The organism is Mesorhizobium marinum, assembly GCF_040813675.1.
GTDB classification, from domain to species: domain Bacteria; phylum Pseudomonadota; class Alphaproteobacteria; order Rhizobiales; family Rhizobiaceae; genus Mesorhizobium_K; species Mesorhizobium_K marinum.
Map to the genome: position 1 here is coordinate 122,709 of NZ_JBFOCI010000001.1, position 13,206 is coordinate 135,914.

The window sequence follows — 13,206 nt, forward strand, 5'->3', positions numbered from 1 at the left end:
TTCCGGAGCGTATGCCGCCAGTCTTGCGCGGGCCTTGCGACAGCCTAGGGGGCGATCTTGAGAACCTGCCCGGTGTCCGTCACAAGGACAGGCTTGCCGTTGCGCTCTTCGATGGTGCGGATGCGGCTGCTGTCGGGCAGCATCGAGCCGGGCTGGACCACGAACAGTCCGCTGTCGTCTTCAAGGAGCGCGCGGCCGTTGGCGATCTGCACCACCCTGAAGGCGATTGCGGGTGGCGGATAGGGCTGTTCCACCAGGTCGGTCGCCAGCGCATCGGCCGTCTCTTCGTCCAGCTTCGTCGCCGTACCGGTCGAGAGCAGGTCGAGGTCCAGGGGTACTGGTTCCTGGCTTTCCACGGGCGCGCCGACCCGCTCCGGCTGTGCGCCGAGCAGGATTGGCGCCTCGCCTTCGCCGGCTCCGCCGAACCGCATCGCGCGGACGCCGAATTCCTCCGGATTGAAGAAAATGTACCAGGGAAATAGAGCGCAGATCAGCCCGAGCGTCACGCCGAGCGCGGCGACGGTGATGTCGCTGCGGCGGTCGCGCCGTTTCGCTTCTTGCTCCGGCGTCAGCGATGCGGGCGGCGTGTTGTTCGGGATGCGGTCAGCCGGGCGGCGAAACATGCGGCCTTTCCTTCGATTTCAGGTGGCGGGCAAGGTCGGCGAAGGCATCGGCGGACGCCGGGTCGCGCGGCGTCTGGGTCAACGCTTCGTAGATCAGCGGGACCTGGCGGACGGCGGTGTCCAGCTCGACGTCGGCGCCCGGCTGGTAAGCGCCGAGAAGGCGGATGTCACGGGTCGATTCGAAGCGCGAGACCATGGCCTTCAGCTTCGTCACGAGCGTGCGTTGGTCGTCGCTCCAGGCGCGCGATGCGAGCCTGGAGATCGACGACAGCGGGTTCACGGGCGGATAGCGTCCTTCCTCGGCGATGGACCGGTCCAGCACGATGTGCCCGTCGAGGATTCCACGCACGGAATCGGCGACCGGATCGTTGTGGTCGTCGCCGTCTACGAGCACCGAGATGATGGCGGTGATGGATCCCGAACCCTCGACGCCGGGACCGGCACGTTCGAGCAGTTTCGGCAGTTCGGTGAAGACGGAGGCCGGGTAGCCGCGCGCCACCGGCGGTTCGCCGGTGCCGGTCGCCACCTCGCGCAGTGCATGGGCGAAACGTGTGATCGAATCGAGGATGAGCAGGACACGGTCGCCCTTGAGCCGGAAATGCTCGGCCACGCGCATGGCGGTGTCGGGCGCGCGCCTGCGCATCATCGCGCTCTCGTCGCTAGTCGAGACGACGGCGACGGTCTTTGCCATGCAGTCCGGGCCGATCGTGTCCTCGAGGAATTCGCGAACCTCGCGGCCGCGTTCGCCGACCAGCGCGACCACGACCGTATCGAAGGCGCGGGCCGCGGCCAGCATGGCGAGCAGGGTAGACTTTCCGACGCCGGAACCGGCGAAGATGCCAAGCCGCTGGCCGAAGCAGATCGGCGTGAAGATGTCGATGACCTTGACGCCGGTCGTAAAGCCGTCGCCGACGCGCTGGCGCGCCATGGCCGGCGGCGTGGCGATCCTGGCGGCCTCCTCGGGATCGCCCTGCGCGAGGTGCGGCCCGCTGTCGATCGGCCGGCCGAGCGCATCGATGGCGCGTCCGCGCCAGCTGTCGTGCGGAAGAACGGTGAAGGGGCCAAGCTCGATCACGGTGTCGCCGACGCCCGCGTCGCCAGCCTGCTCGAAGGGAGAGACCAGAATTTCGTCGGGCGAGATCTGGACGATTTCGCCGTGGCGGATGCCGGCGCGGCTGCGGTGCTCGACCATGTCGCCGAGGCGAGCGACCTCGGATAGGCCGGCTACGCGAAAATGCGTCGGCGAGACTTCGGTGATGCGGCCGCCGCGCCGGATCAGCGCATGATCGCCGGCGACCCGCCGCCAGGCGCGTTCCAGCGCGTCCAGGGGATTGTCCTGGCGGTGGAGGCGCGAGGTCGGCAATGATAGCGTCATGTTGCGGTCACCGGCTATCTGGAGCCGAGCGTCTTGATCGCATCGTCAAATGACGATTCGGAGTCGCGCAGGATGGCTGCGCTGTTGTCAAAGGCGCGCTGGACCATGATCAGGTGCGCCATCTCCCGCATCGGATCGACGTTGGAGTCCTCCAGGAAACCCTGCGCGACGCCGGCGTCGATGCGGTCGACGACCGGTTCGGGCTCGCTCGACGGGACGATGCCCGAATTGCCGAACCGGACGAAATTCGGGCCCGGATCGAAGTTGAAAAGCCCCAGCGCGCCGACCTGCTGTTCGCCCTGGCGCAGCGAGCCGTCGGCGCCGGCCTGCGGAGGCCCGTTGCGCGGATCGAGCTGGATCGGTGCGCCGCCTGCGTCCAGCACCGGGTAGCCCTCGATCGTCACGAGTTCGCCGTTCTCGGTCAGCGTGAAGCGGCCGTCGCGGGTCATCACCGTGCCGGCCGGCGTCTCGATTCCGAACCAGGCTTCGCCCCGGATGGCGAAGTCGAACGGGTTGCCCGTCTCGCGCAAGGGACCGCTCGCCGTCGACATGTAGGTGTCGCCCGTCGACACGAAGGAGATGGCCTTGTTGTCGAGGCCGGACACGACATCCTCGAATTTGACGCCGGTGGCGCGAAAGCCGACAGTCGAGGAGTTGGCGACGTTGTCGGCGATGGTGTTCAAACGCTTTTCCAGAGCGATCTGCGAGGAAAGGGCGACGTAGAGGCCGGTCTGCAAGGGCGCGCGCTCCTACCGTTTCATCGACTGGATGGCGAACAGCAGGTCGGTCGAAACCCCGAACTCCACCGGCTGCGAGAACAGGACGCTGATCTGAGCCTGCGCCGGGGCCGAGGGGTTGCTGATCTCCCACATGCTGGTGAAGCGGGTGAGGAACTTCTCCAGCCGTGCCGGATCGGTGAAGTCCTCGATGTCGAGCCGCTCCTCGAAAAGCTTGACCTGGCGGTCGATGTCGGCCGCCGCGAAGGAGTCCGGCAGGCTGAGCGCGGTGCGGACGACCTCGGCGAGCGCGGGGTCGGCCAGGATCTCGTAGAAATTGGTTAGCGACGCCGCCTTGCGCTCGAAGTAGAGGGCGAGGCGCACGCCTTCGTTTTCCTTGCCGGCATTTTCCTCGAGCGTCTGGCGAAGGAACTTGTCGATAGACGGCAGTTGGGCCGGCGTTCGTGTCGTGGCCGCTTCGCCGTATTCGGCGAAGTTGAAGGCGGTCACGAAGGCGACATAGGCCTTGTCCGTCAGCTGGTTGGCCGGGCTCTTCGGGTCGGCGACGCCGCCTTCGAGCATCTGGCGCACCCGCGCCGGCGGCTCCAGGGTAGGATCGAGGCCGTAGGCGGCCAGCGCATAGTCAAGCAGGCGCTTGTTCGCCATCAGGTCGTCGATCGACTTGATGTTGCCGACATTGGCGAGATAGTGGTTCGTTTCGACGTCGATGTAGTATTTGCTCGATGCCAGAAGGCCGCTCTCGGTCTTCACCGTGTAGAGCTTCAGCGTGTCCTTCTGGACGGCGTCGCGGGTGGTCGTTGCCGCGCCGTGGTCCACAAAATTGAAGGCCGCGACGAATTTGGCATAGCTCTTGTCGGCAAGCTGGTTTGCCGGGCTGCCAGGATCACTGACGCCGCCGGCGAGCATCGCGCGGATCTGCCGGGGTTCCTCGGTGTCCGCATTCAGGCCATAGGCGCTCATCGCGATGCGCAGCAGGCGCTGGTCGCGCATCAGGTCGTCGATCGACCTGACCTTGCCGATGTTCGCCTTGTAGTAGTCTGTCTCGGCCTTGACGAAAGCGGCGTCGGGCTTGACGAGCGCCAGCCCGGTATTGATCACAAAGTACTTTGGCGCATCCTGGACCACCTCGCGGCTCGTCGTCTCGGCTCCGTGCGCGGCGAAGTCGAACGCCGCGACGAAGTGTGCGTAGCGCTTGTCGGCGAGGCTGTTTGCCGGGCTTTGCGGATCGGCGACGCCGCCCTCGAGCATCTCGCGGATGCGCTCCGGCGTTTCGGTGTTCGCATCGAGGCCGAAGGCGCCCATGGCGACATAGAGCAGCCTGCTGTCGGCCATCAACTCGTCGATCGAGGCCACGCTGGAAATGTTCGAGACGTAGTAGCCGACCTCGTCCTCGACGAAGCCGAAACCGCCATCCATCGTGCCGATGACCACGGTCGAGGCGAAGTTCGTCGGCGCGTCATGCAGCGCACGGTTGTAGATGGTCGCCTTTTCGCCGTACCGCTCGAAGTTGTAGGTCTTGACGAATTCCGCGTAGCGCTTGTCCTGCAGCTTGTTGGCGAAGCTGTCGGGGTCGCGCACGCCCTCCTTCAGCGCCTTGACCATAAAGGCCTTGGCATAGGCCATGTCTTCCAGCCCGTGCGCCTTCATGGCGTAGCGGAACAGGCGATCGTCCTTGACGAACTCCTCGATGGTTTTCACCTTCGAAATGTTCTCGAGGTAATATTTTGTCTCGCGATCGACCGTCGGCTCGCGCTCGACCCGGTCGATTGCCTTCGGCATGTCCCGGGTAATGAGCTGGTAGCTGACATAGGTGCTGAGCAAGGCAGGCCTCCGGCCGAAGCTTATCCGCAGAGGCTAGGGGGGCTTGCTTGCGCGAGGCTTGAAGCTGCGGGCGCGCGTCGTCGATTCAAGCCTCACACAAGGCACGCGCGTTACGTCTGGGGCAGCGTTGCCCTGCGAAGGACGGACCCGTGGGAATTCTGATCGGACTGGTGGTTACCTTCGGCTGCGTGATCGGTGGCTACATGGCCATGGGCGGCCATGTGGAAGTGCTGATACAGCCGTGGGAAGTGGTCATCATCTGCGGCGCTGCGCTGGGCTCCTTCCTCGTCGCCAATCCGATGAAGGTGGTGAAGGACACCGGCAAGGCCTGCATGGAGGCCTTCAAGCAGGCCATTCCCAAGGAGCAGGACTACCTCGAAACCCTCGGCGTGCTGCACTCGCTGATGCGCGAACTCAAATCCAAGTCCCGCAGCGAGGTCGAGGCGCACATCGACAATCCCGAGGAGTCGCCGATCTTCCAGGCGTTCCCGACCGTGCTGAAGAACCACGACCTCACGCATTTCATCTGCGACTACTGCCGCATCATCATCATCGGCAATGCGCGGCCGCATGAGATCGAAGCCCTGATGGACGAGGAAATCCAGACGATCCGCGCCGACAAGCTGAAGGCCTACCACGCACTGACGGTAATGGGCGACGGCTTCCCGGCCATCGGCATCGTGGCCGCCGTCCTCGGCGTCGTGAAGGCGATGGGCGCGCTCGACCAGTCGCCCGAGATCCTTGGCGGCCTGATCGGCGCCGCACTTGTCGGCACCTTCCTAGGCATCTTCATGTCCTACTGCGTGGTCGGTCCGATCGCCGGCAAGGTGAAGATGGTGCGCGAGAAGAAGAACCGGCTCTACGTGATCGTAAAGCAGACGCTCCTGGCCTACATGAACGGCGCCCTGCCGCAGGTGGCAATCGAGTTCGGCCGCAAGACGATCTCGTCCTACGAAAGGCCGTCGATCGACGCCGTCGAGCAGAGCACGATGAATTCCGCCGCCGCCGAGAAGAAGGCCGCCTGACCGTGAGCGCCCGATGAACGCGGCGACACCCGCCAACCCCGCCGAGATGCGGGCCTACATCGTCGAGCGGCTGGTCGGCGAGACCGGCGAGCCCGAGCGCGTCACCGACGCGGCACGGGCCCTGATCGAGAAGGCGATCCCGTCCATCAGGGAAGGCTTTAGGCAGAAGCTGTCGCTCGACGTCGCGCTCGACCTGTCGGGCGTCGAGCTTTCGCGCATGGTCGACGCCCGGCCCGGCGGCGAAGGTCACGCCATGACCGTGGCGGCTGCCGGATACGTGCCCGACGCCTTGGTGATGACGATCGACCCGGATGCGGTGGCGCTTGTGGTCAGCATGCTGTTCGGCGGCGATCCCGGCATCGCCATCGCCCCCATCCGGCGGGAACTCTCGCCGACGGAGATCACGGTCGCCACGCGCGTCTTCGAGGAGATCGCGGCGGCGGTGGCCGGCGGCGGCGCCTATGCCGATCTCGCGCTGCCCATTCCGCACGCCGTAGCAGGAGACGATCTCAGGACGCATCCGTTGCGCGACGGCCCTGGCGCTCGCGTCCAACTGGTCATCTCGACATCGGCCGGCAAGGGCGCGATCACGCTCACCATGCCGCAGCGCCTTCTGTTGAAGGGCGGGTCGGGCGCAGCGTCACAGTCGGGCCCGGAAACGCAGTGGCGTCAACGCTTTGGCGAAGAGGTGATGCGCTCGGGCGTCGAACTGCAGGCGACGATGCCGCTCGCCCGGATGACGCTTGGACAGATCGCCGGGCTGCAGGTCGGGCAGGTCATTGAATTCGAACCGGACGCGCAGTCGCAGACGAAACTCTCGACGCGTCACAAGACGCTGTTCGTCTGCGAGTTCGGCAAGCTGGGTCAGAACTATACGGTCCGCGTCAGGCACCCCTTCGATGCCGGACAGGACGTGATGGAAGGCCTGGTTGGCGCCCGATAGGCGGCAACCGGCGAAAGGTGGAGAAGACGATGACGCAACCGGCCCTCGACGAGAACGCTTCCCAGGAACAACTGAACCGGGCGATCGAGGAACTCAGGGGTGCGCTGCACGAAGAGGAGCAGCAGCGGCCGGCATCCCAGTCGGCGTCTGCGATGCCTTCGGGCGCGAACTCGTCGCTTATCATGGACATTCCCGTCGAGGTCCAGATCGTGCTCGGCAGCACCGAGATGGCTGTTTCCGACCTTATGGGTCTTCAGAAGGGATCGACCGTGGCGCTGAACCGGCGCGTCGGCGAGCCCGTCGACGTGATGGTCAACGGCCGCCGCATCGCGCGCGGCGAGATCACCGTGCTCGACAACGATCCGTCGCGCTTCGGCATCAAGCTGACCGAAATCAGCACCGGGTCTAAGCAGGCGTGATGGGCGTCGTGCGCAGGGCGTTCGCATGAGCACCGCCGAGGCAATGACGCGGACGCAGAAGGCTGCCGCGATCCTTGTGGCGATGGGCAAGCCCTCCGCCAGCAAGCTGCTGAAGTTCTTCAAGCAGGAGGAACTGAAGGCGCTCGTGGAAGGCGCGCGCCTGCTGCGCACCATCAACCAGGCCGACCTGGAAAAGATCGTCGCCGAATTCGAGGCGGAGTTCACGGAGGGCGCCGGACTGATGGATTCCGGCGACCGCATGGATACGATCATCAACGAGTCGCTGACGCCGGAGGAAGTCAGCGCCTTGATGGGCGTCGACCAGCCCGTCGAGGAGGAACGCGGACCGCCCCCCGTCTGGCCGGAGGTCGAGACCGCCGATCCGGCGCGGCTCGCTGCCTTCCTCGGCGAGGAACACCCGCAGACCGCCGCACTGGTGCTCTCCAAGCTCTCGCCCGGGGCGGCGGCGAATGCGCTCCTTGTGCTGGACAAGCCCGTCCGCAACGAAATCGTCAAGCGCATGATGTCGATGGCCGTCATTCCCGAAATCGCGACCGGCATCATCGAGGACCAGATCCGCGCGCGGTTGCTTGCCGAAAGCGCGACCCGTGACACGTCGGCTGGCCAGATCCGCGTCGCAAGCGTCCTCAACGAGATGGACAAGGACAAGCTCGACGAGGTCATGCAGGATCTCGAGCAATCCGGAACGCCCGACATGCAGGCGCTTCGCTCACGCCTCTTCGCCTTCGAGGACATCGTCCAGCTTACGCAGAAGGCGCGCGTCGCCCTGTTCGACAGCATTTCGACCGAACTGGTCACGCTGGCGCTGCGCAACGCGACGCCCGCCCTGACCGAAGCCGTCCTGTCGTCGATCGGCGCGCGCGCGCGTCGTATGATCGAATCCGAGCTCGGGCAGGGGTCTGACAGCGTCGGCGCGCAGGACATCGTGCGTGCCCGCAAGTCGATCGCCGCCGCCGCAATCCGGATGGCGCGCGAAGGCGCATTCGAGCTGCCGAGCGCGCAGAGTTCGGCCGCGTGATTCCGCCCGCGCGTCGCTAACCCCAACAGAGCGAAGTCGCCATGGCGGAAGACGTCGACAAGGACAGCAAAACCGAGGAAGCGACTGAGAAGAAGATCCGCGACACGATCGAAAAGGGTCAACTTCCGCATTCGCGCGAAACGGGCATCCTCGCCTCCTTTGTCGCCATCCTGCTGTTCGCCATCTTCTTCGCCGGCGGCTCGATCGCCGAACTCGGGTCGTTTTTGTCGATCTTCCTGGAAAAGCCTGACGCCTGGCCGATGGACACGGCCAACGATTTGGTCGAGCTGTCGCGCCTGGTGACGCTGGAGATCGGCAAGGCGGTCGCCAGCCTGCTGATACTGCTGGTCGTCGCGGGCGTCGGAGCCTCGGCGCTCCAGAACATGCCGCAGTTCGTAGGCGAGCGGATTCGCCCGCAGGCCTCGCGCATCTCGATCAGCAAGGGTTGGAAGCGGCTGTTCGGCCTGCAGGGTTTCGTGGAGTTCCTGAAGTCGCTCGGCAAACTGGGCCTTGCCGTGGCCGTGCTGAGCTTCGTGCTGTCCGACAGCGTCAGGCAGTTCCTGACGGGCATGCTGACCCTAACGACAGACTACATGGTCGTCGTGCGCGGCATGGCCATCGAGATCCTGTTCTCGATCGTCGCCGTGATGGGGCTCATCGCGGCGGCTGACCTTGTCTGGTCGCGCTTCCACTGGCGCCAGGACCTCCGGATGACCAAGCAGGAAGTGAAGGACGAGCTGAAGCAGTCGGAAGGCGATCCGATCGTCAAGTCCCGCCTGCGCTCGCTGGCCCGCGACCGGGCCAGGCGGCGCATGATGACCGCGGTGCCGCGGGCGACTCTGGTCATCGCCAACCCGACCCACTATGCCATCGCGCTCAGATATGTTCGCGAACAGGACGACGCGCCGGTCGTCCTCGCCAAGGGAACCGACCTCGTCGCGCTAAAAATCCGCGAGATCGCCGAGGCGAGCAAGGTCCCGGTTTTCGAGGACGTCGCGCTCGCCCGTTCCATGTACAAGCAAGTTTCGGTGGATAGCGTGATCCCGCAGCAGTTTTACCAGGCTGTCGCGGAACTCATCCGTGTCGTCTACGCCAACAAGGCCAAGCCAAGAGTCCAATGAACCGACAACCGCATTCGGCATCGCGCGAGGCGATCGTGGCGGAAGCCATCAAGGACGTCGTCGGCGAGTTGCGCCTCGTGGACGCGGCCGACTACATCTCGTTCATTCGCCTCGAACATTTCTCGACGGTCTCCGACATTGTCGACTCCGCGGCTGAGCTGTTCTTCGCGCCGGGCACGCTCAAGCTCGGCCATGGCGGCGAGGCGGAGGTCAGCTGGTCGGATCCGCCGCGCATCGTGCTCGACCTGGAACTGCGCCCCGAAGGCGTCACGGTCTATTTCGCGCTGATCCTGGAAGACGAGCGGGCCGCTGTGGTGGTCAACTACGTGTCGTTCGACCGGCCTGACCCCGACCCGCTTTGCAATACAGCCTACCTTGCCGACGCCATCGAGCGTTCCAGGATACGCAAGACGGCGGTCGCCGCCTCGCGCTGAACGGCTTTTGTCAGGTCGCGGGCCGAAGCCTAGTCGATCAGTCCCATGCGCAAGGCCTTTGCGACGGCGTGCATCCGGTTTACCGCGTCGAGCTTCTGGGTGGTGTTGCTGAGATACTGGTTGGCGGTGTGCACCGACAGGCTGAGCAACCGCGCGATCTCCTCGCTGGTGTATCCGTTGGCCGTGAGCTTCAGGCATTCGAGTTCGCGCTTCGAGATCGACGGTACCCGGGCGCTGTCGCCCGGCCGCATGCGCGCCACCGCCTCGAACAGCGAGAAGCAGCGTGCGTGGGCGTCGAAGAGGCCTTCGCAGTCCAGCATGATGTCCGGTCCGAAGAAGACCACCAGGCCGTATCGGCCGTAGTCGGCGTGCACCGGAAAGGCCACGCCGCAGGCGCCGGGCATCAGCGGTTCGATGCGATTTGCCCAGCGCAGGGCGGAGAGCGCCGCGTCGGACGCGGAACCCGGCATGTCCGACCACCAGCAGGGCACGCTCGAGGCCCGGGCATGCCTGGCAAGCATGAGGCGATCCGGGCCTGCCGCCAGTTTCGTCGCGGCCGAGACCTCCGGATAGTCGGAATCGAAGCACGGAGCGAGCAGCGGACGCTCCAGCGAGGATTCGGCGAACAGGAGGGTGAAGCCGGCCGCGTTCATGTCGATGGCGATCCAGCGGCAGCGCCGCACGGCGTCCGGGAGCGTCGTCGTCCGCTGCTGTTCGGCGACGAGCGAGACGTCGCCGAACAGCCCGCGTCGCCCGCCGGGCGCAAGGTCGTCCGCTGCTTTCTCGGCTGCTGCTGTCAAATGATGCCGCTCCTGATCGCCGTTGCAATCGCCATGGCGCGGTTGCTGGCGGACAGCTTCTGGATGGCATGCGTGATGTAGTTGTTCACCGTGTTGGCCGATACACCCAGGATCAAGGCGACCTCGTCGGTCGTCTTGCCTTCCGAGACCCACAGCAGGCATTCGCGCTCGCGGTCGGAAAGCGGATCCTGGGCGACGTCGGCGCGCAGCATTTCCGGTATTTGCGAAAGGGCATAGCAGCAGCGCATCTGCGCGCCGCCGAGGGCGTTCAGGTCGATCCTGTCGGTGCGTTCGGCCGAAAACAGCACGAAATAGCGGTGACGGCCGACCTGCAGCCTCAGCGGATAGATTTCGCGGTGTCCGAGCACGTCAAGCAGTGCGGCTTCCTCGCCGTCCACCAGACCGGGCAGGTCCGGGCTCTCGTTGGCAAGGATGCTTCGGGGGCGCGTTCCCGGCGCGGTCGCCGGCGCTTCCGCCAGGTTGGCGATCAGGCGACGCCCGGCCAGTTCGATGGCGTCGTGTATCCAGTTGGACGCCAGGATGCGGGCGATGTTGCGGTCCTCTTCATGCGTGACCGCGACCAGCATGTATGCGTCGGCGCCGATTTCCGCGGTGATGTCCATCAGGAACGCCGTCAGGTCGCCCCGCGACGCCAGGCGCAGGGCCAGGCTGTCTGGTTCGGTGGCGGCAAGGGCGGCGTTGGTCATTGTCCGGTCGGAATCGTTCTCGATCCGGCCCTGGTCGAACCGGAGCCGGGTTACCCTTCGATTGGGTGGATTACGCTTGAATACTGACGCTGCAAGCAACCCGCCGAATCGGTAGCTTGCGCGAAGCCGGCCGCGCCCCTGCACCGGGAAAAACCCCGGAAATTCAGAGATCTGGTGGTTCGCCGGCCCCCCGAGGATCGGCTGATTCGGGTCTAATTTAACTGCTGTGGAATCGGACATCAAATGCCGATTGACAAAAGTTTGCTGTCGAGTCCGCAGGCAGACTCAGCGGAAGCTGGCGTGCCGCATCGAGGACGCGTCTGACGCCCGGGGCGAGGCAGCGGGCCAGCCGGATTCTCCGGCTTCTTCTCTGCCGATATCGTCCTCCCAGATGTCCTGTGCACCGAACCCGTCCCATCCGTCGGCGGCGTATCTGGCGCGTCCGGCTGCAGCGTCCATGGCGCCGCATTGGCGCAGCAGCGCAAGCGCCTCGGCGACTTCATCGTCATGGACGCGGGCGGCGACGAGTGTCGCCCCCGTATGGCTGGCCTCAAGTGCCGGATCGACACGGCCCGGGTCGCCGGGCCCTGCGTTGAGCCAGCCAATCAAGCCGCCGCAGAGGCCGCCCGCCCCGATACCCAGCGCGACCGGAACCAGCCACATCAGGCCGGCCGACAGCCCTTCGCCCGATATCGCGAACGCCCCGATTCCGGCCAGAATGCCGACAGCGGAGCCGATCCCCGCTGCGGTGGCGACGTCGCTCACCAGGCCCCTGCGAAGGGTGACGACATCGATGTTGCTGCTGGCGATGCCCATATCCGTGAGGCCGTCGACCGCAGCCGTCACCTCGTCATGGAAGTCGAATGATGCGTTGACCGTTCTCATGCATCACCTGTCGAGTTGGATAGAACACAACCGCCGAGGCGCGCGTTGGTTCCGTCCAGAACGTCGCAGGTGACGACCCGGCGTCGGAACGCCGGGTCAAGGCCGAAGAACGAGCCTAGCGGCTTGCCATCTGTACCATCCGGCACAAGGCAACCAGGTTGCGGTCGAAAGCGCCGCGATTGGCCAGCACCTGCCGGCACTGCAGCTTGGTGCGACGCAGTTCGCCGGCCGACATGTTCGCCACCAGGCTGCTCAGGCCCGCTGCGCCGGGTGCCGCGGGGTTGCCAGGGGTTCCAGGCGTGCCGGTGCCGCCCGTGCCGCCGATGCCCACACCCGCCCCGGCGCTTATTCCTCCGGTTCCGCCGACATTGGCGCCGAGCCCCGCCTGGACGCCCGAACTGCCGCCGACCGTGGCGCCCGCACCGGCGCTGATGCCGCTCGTGCCGCCAATGCTTGCCCCAGCGCCCGCGTTCACGCCGCTGGCGCCGCCGATGCTTGCTCCAGCGCCGGCGTTTACGCCGCCGCTACCGCCGAGCGAGACACCGAGACCGGCATTCACTCCGCCGCTGCCGCCAATGGATGCGCCAGCTCCGATGTCCAGCGCCTGCGCCGGACTGCACAACACAGCAAAAACTGCACCAGCTGCCAAAGCGCTGGAGATCTTCCAGATCATCTTGGTCATGGTCCTGTCCTCGATGGTTCGTGGGCAGGCCTGAAGTGGCCTGCCACAAGCAAGTACGAATTGAGGATGTATTTGGTTTCAGATATCGGATCGGTGTCGGGGTCGATGGTCTGCAGAGTACTTCAAAAACTTTTAAGCTTAGAAGAAAATCTTACCTGAATTCGTTTCCGCAAGGCGGGTCTCTCGGGCTGAGGCCCCAACTTGCCCCCGCCACGCGTGCGATCCTATGATGGCTTGCAGGAGGCGACGATGCCGCCGAGATGGAGGAATAGCTTGGAGAAATCCCGTTGGCGCCATATGTCGAGCGCTCCCAAGGACGGAAGCCGCATTCTGGTGACGGTGCGGCCGTCGGAGCAGGGCCCGGCCGAAGTCGATGTCGCCTACTGGTCGAGGGCCGACCAGTTCGGCATCGAGGGATGGCGGGCCGGAGACTCCCATCCCGGCCAGATCGTCGCCTATGCCGATCCAGAATTGAAGTGCTGGATGCCCCTGCCCACCGCCAATGTCGAGGGTGACGCCGGTCTGCCCGCGCCCTGGGCTGGCGAGGATGCGGAAGAGCTCTTCGGCTCCGGCATCTGAGCCGGAACTCTTCGAG

General features: G+C 65.4%; 15 protein-coding genes. 7 read left to right on the forward strand and 8 right to left on the reverse strand.

The features are described 5' to 3' along the window. Window positions 1-44: 44 nt before the first annotated feature. From ABUE31_RS00600 to ABUE31_RS00615, 4 genes are read right to left on the reverse strand one after another with little or no spacing between them, the layout of a single operon-like run. Window positions 45-623 (reverse strand): hypothetical protein, encoded by a 579-nt coding sequence (locus ABUE31_RS00600; protein WP_367721535.1) that lies wholly within the window; start codon window positions 621-623, stop codon window positions 45-47. After that, window positions 604-1,998: a flagellar protein export ATPase FliI gene (gene fliI / locus ABUE31_RS00605; protein WP_367721536.1), complete on the reverse strand. Its 1,395-nt coding sequence runs from the start codon at window positions 1,996-1,998 to the stop codon at window positions 604-606. The genes ABUE31_RS00600 and fliI overlap by 20 nt, the downstream gene beginning before the upstream one ends. Before the next feature lie 14 nt (window positions 1,999-2,012). Next, a complete protein-coding gene (flgF, locus tag ABUE31_RS00610; protein WP_367721537.1) occupies window positions 2,013-2,735 on the reverse strand; it encodes a flagellar basal-body rod protein FlgF in 723 nt (240 codons plus the stop codon). A 12-nt stretch (window positions 2,736-2,747) separates the two neighbouring features. After that, window positions 2,748-4,556 carry a DUF1217 domain-containing protein gene (locus tag ABUE31_RS00615; protein WP_367721538.1) on the reverse strand — a complete coding sequence of 603 codons (1,809 nt, stop codon included), beginning with the start codon at window positions 4,554-4,556 and terminating at the stop codon, window positions 2,748-2,750. A gap of 149 nt (window positions 4,557-4,705) precedes the next feature. Between ABUE31_RS00615 and motA the strand changes: the two genes are divergently transcribed. The 6 genes from motA to ABUE31_RS00645 are packed head-to-tail and all read left to right on the forward strand — an operon-like array spanning window position 4,706 to window position 9,537. Beyond that, window positions 4,706-5,581: a flagellar motor stator protein MotA gene (gene motA, locus ABUE31_RS00620; RefSeq protein ID WP_367721539.1), complete on the forward strand. Its 876-nt coding sequence runs from the start codon at window positions 4,706-4,708 to the stop codon at window positions 5,579-5,581. Between the two features lie 13 nt (window positions 5,582-5,594). Beyond that, entirely contained in the window at window positions 5,595-6,524 is a 930-nt protein-coding gene (locus ABUE31_RS00625; RefSeq protein ID WP_367721540.1) for a FliM/FliN family flagellar motor switch protein, read from the forward strand. Window positions 6,525-6,553: 29 nt separating this feature from the next. Then, entirely contained in the window at window positions 6,554-6,943 is a 390-nt protein-coding gene (gene fliN, locus ABUE31_RS00630; RefSeq protein WP_367721541.1) for a flagellar motor switch protein FliN, read from the forward strand. Between the two features lie 25 nt (window positions 6,944-6,968). Then, window positions 6,969-7,982 carry a FliG C-terminal domain-containing protein gene (locus ABUE31_RS00635; protein WP_367721542.1) on the forward strand — a complete coding sequence of 338 codons (1,014 nt, stop codon included), beginning with the start codon at window positions 6,969-6,971 and terminating at the stop codon, window positions 7,980-7,982. 41 nt (window positions 7,983-8,023) lie between these two features. After that, window positions 8,024-9,103, forward strand: a complete 1,080-nt coding sequence (gene flhB, locus ABUE31_RS00640) for a flagellar biosynthesis protein FlhB (protein WP_367721543.1) — start codon at window positions 8,024-8,026, stop codon at window positions 9,101-9,103. Next, window positions 9,100-9,537 (forward strand): BspJ family T4SS effector nucleomodulin, encoded by a 438-nt coding sequence (locus ABUE31_RS00645; RefSeq protein ID WP_367721544.1) that lies wholly within the window; start codon window positions 9,100-9,102, stop codon window positions 9,535-9,537. The genes flhB and ABUE31_RS00645 overlap by 4 nt, the downstream gene beginning before the upstream one ends. A gap of 29 nt (window positions 9,538-9,566) precedes the next feature. On the opposite strand, the gene ABUE31_RS00650 is transcribed toward ABUE31_RS00645, so the two are convergent. The 4 genes from ABUE31_RS00650 to ABUE31_RS00665 form a co-directional block, all read right to left on the reverse strand. Further along, complete coding sequence (locus tag ABUE31_RS00650) at window positions 9,567-10,337, reverse strand: helix-turn-helix transcriptional regulator (protein ID WP_367721545.1); 771 nt, start codon at window positions 10,335-10,337, stop codon at window positions 9,567-9,569. Then, a complete protein-coding gene (locus ABUE31_RS00655; RefSeq protein WP_367721546.1) occupies window positions 10,334-11,044 on the reverse strand; it encodes a helix-turn-helix transcriptional regulator in 711 nt (236 codons plus the stop codon). Before ABUE31_RS00655 ends, ABUE31_RS00650 begins: the two co-directional genes overlap by 4 nt. A gap of 285 nt (window positions 11,045-11,329) precedes the next feature. Continuing rightward, window positions 11,330-11,929, reverse strand: coding sequence for a hypothetical protein (locus tag ABUE31_RS00660; protein ID WP_367721547.1), 600 nt, complete (start codon window positions 11,927-11,929; stop codon window positions 11,330-11,332). Between the two features lie 115 nt (window positions 11,930-12,044). Beyond that, window positions 12,045-12,611 carry a hypothetical protein gene (locus ABUE31_RS00665; protein ID WP_367721548.1) on the reverse strand — a complete coding sequence of 189 codons (567 nt, stop codon included), beginning with the start codon at window positions 12,609-12,611 and terminating at the stop codon, window positions 12,045-12,047. Window positions 12,612-12,908: 297 nt separating this feature from the next. Here ABUE31_RS00665 and ABUE31_RS00670 point away from each other — a divergent pair, with 297 nt between their 5' ends. Next, window positions 12,909-13,190 (forward strand): hypothetical protein, encoded by a 282-nt coding sequence (locus ABUE31_RS00670; RefSeq protein ID WP_367722489.1) that lies wholly within the window; start codon window positions 12,909-12,911, stop codon window positions 13,188-13,190. Window positions 13,191-13,206 lie beyond the last annotated feature (16 nt).

Bases quoted from the DNA above. Each gene is read 5' to 3' on its own strand.
- ABUE31_RS00600 (WP_367721535.1), bottom strand. From the start codon at position 623: ATGTTTCGCCGCCCGGCTGACCGCATCCCGAACAACACGCCGCCCGCA.
- fliI (WP_367721536.1), bottom strand. From the start codon at position 1,998: ATGACGCTATCATTGCCGACCTCGCGCCTCCACCGCCAGGACAATCCC.
- ABUE31_RS00625 (WP_367721540.1), top strand. From the start codon at position 5,595: ATGAACGCGGCGACACCCGCCAACCCCGCCGAGATGCGGGCCTACATC.
- fliN (WP_367721541.1), top strand. From the start codon at position 6,554: ATGACGCAACCGGCCCTCGACGAGAACGCTTCCCAGGAACAACTGAAC.
- ABUE31_RS00635 (WP_367721542.1), top strand. From the start codon at position 6,969: ATGAGCACCGCCGAGGCAATGACGCGGACGCAGAAGGCTGCCGCGATC.
- flhB (WP_367721543.1), top strand. From the start codon at position 8,024: ATGGCGGAAGACGTCGACAAGGACAGCAAAACCGAGGAAGCGACTGAG.
- ABUE31_RS00645 (WP_367721544.1), top strand. From the start codon at position 9,100: ATGAACCGACAACCGCATTCGGCATCGCGCGAGGCGATCGTGGCGGAA.
- ABUE31_RS00655 (WP_367721546.1), bottom strand. From the start codon at position 11,044: ATGACCAACGCCGCCCTTGCCGCCACCGAACCAGACAGCCTGGCCCTG.
- ABUE31_RS00660 (WP_367721547.1), bottom strand. From the start codon at position 11,929: ATGAGAACGGTCAACGCATCATTCGACTTCCATGACGAGGTGACGGCT.
- ABUE31_RS00665 (WP_367721548.1), bottom strand. From the start codon at position 12,611: ATGACCAAGATGATCTGGAAGATCTCCAGCGCTTTGGCAGCTGGTGCA.
- ABUE31_RS00670 (WP_367722489.1), top strand. From the start codon at position 12,909: ATGTCGAGCGCTCCCAAGGACGGAAGCCGCATTCTGGTGACGGTGCGG.